This is a genomic window from Endozoicomonas sp. SESOKO2, from assembly GCF_024606245.1.
In the GTDB taxonomy this organism is placed as follows: domain Bacteria; phylum Pseudomonadota; class Gammaproteobacteria; order Pseudomonadales; family Endozoicomonadaceae; genus Endozoicomonas_A.
Genome location: NZ_JAHHPQ010000349.1, coordinates 1 through 1,710 on the forward strand (window position 1 = coordinate 1; position 1,710 = coordinate 1,710).

General features: G+C 48.1%; 1 protein-coding gene. It reads right to left on the bottom strand.

The window, feature by feature from the left end:
- Positions 1–1,672, bottom strand: a 1,672-nt coding sequence (locus KDK17_RS07940) for a hypothetical protein (RefSeq protein ID WP_257287786.1), incomplete at its 3' end; no start/stop codon positions are given.
- Positions 1,673–1,710: the final 38 nt, after the last annotated feature.

Genomic DNA, 1,710 nt, shown 5'->3' on the forward strand with positions numbered 1-1,710 from the left:
AGTGACCATTATTTCTGGCCCGCAGGACATGGCTGCAGCTGTGCAGCGGTTTCCAAACGGTTGGCAAGGTTTGTCTTTCAATGCTCCGGATCACCCGCTCCGGTCCCGGACGCCGGTAATAATGCTGCAAAACCTTCAGGATGGTTTTTTGATTATCGCCGGCATTATCAGGCAAGACCGGCGGCCTGCTAAAGGCATCCACCACAAACTGTAATACCGCTGGTGTTTCGGGTGTCGCCAGGTTGTGAGAATCGTCCAGACCGAGAGATTGCTTCAGATCCAGGATGTCCTTTTGAGCCTGCTGGACATGCTCTGGCCAATTCCGGTAGAAAGAATGCGTTTCCCGTTGCAGCCATAACTTTTCAAGCCATTGGATATAATCACTCAGAGAGAAATCATCAATAATCTTCTCACCTTCAGGATATTGGTGAGCAAATCGGGCTTTAAAACGATTCAGAACGCCTTTGTCCGGAGAGGCCTCGTAATGAAACAGTGCCAGTAAGAAGGTCTGGATGGTATTAAGAGTCGGGGGGCGACAATCTTCCACATATCCCCACAATATTTTTTCCAAAGCGCCCTGCCGTTGTTGTGGACTCAGTTTCTGGCAAATGCGGTCAAATTCAACAATGGCTCCCGGACAGACGGTCAGAGGTATCTTCCTGAGATGGGGCAAAGTCATGCATTCAAATGGACTAAAGGCAACCAGCATGCAATTCATTATGCCCAGTGGCATTATAAAAGAGTCAAGACCTATCATTCCGTTGATGAAACTCCTGTACCAATCTTTCCGCAGACTTGCCCCACTTTGCACAAGCAGCTGAAACATTCGGTAAGCTGCTTCCTCCTGTTTCTGAATTTGCTCCTGCTGTGGCTTCTGGTATCTGAGCATTTCGGAAACAAGCAGCATTTTAAGCAATGATGTAAAACCTCCTTCATGAAAAAAATGCTGGTGAATGGGTAAGCCCTGTTTTAATTCCAGGAGCTTCTCGTAGCTGTATGAACAGGGATTACTTACCAGATCCATGGCCTGTTGTAATTTGTGCCTGGCATCGGGTTCTGCTTCTTGTGGGACGCTTAATTCTGAACTCATTGCTTCTGCCCGCAAAGACATTGGCAGCAGATTCAGAACGGCTCTCAAATCGTCTGGGTCTACGCCCTGTGAGGATGCTATATCATTCAGAGAATGCTCATTCATGCACAGCGGTATACTGTCCAGTTCATCATCAAAATAGACCTGCGCAAAGCCTGTGCGGTGGCAATAGACAACCAGAGGCAAGGGTTTAAGCTCCAATACTTTTTCACACTGACTCTTCTCCCACAGGATGTCGGAAATGTTTATCTGTGCATCGTCGTAAACGCAAAAGCATTGGATGTCTTCTTTGCTATAGCCGGTGAGCACCAGTTCAGGGTAGCGTTCCATGCGGGAAAAATTGAAGAATTTTAATTTTGGTAAACTGAACGTTCCGTCCGCTCGCAGATGTCCCGAGGTGAAACGGTCATAAACTCCCCAGATAACGATATTGGCACGTCCAAGAAGTCCATCGTGTAATGATTGCAGGTCAGGCAGAAGTTTTGCGTGCAGTTTATCGGCATCTGCACCCCTTTCCATACGCCAGCTGTGGGCATCACGTTTGTAGACGTACAGGCATTGGGGGTTAACAGTGCCTACCATCCACTTACCGCAGAGTTCTGTCACGGGCTCAGTGGGCA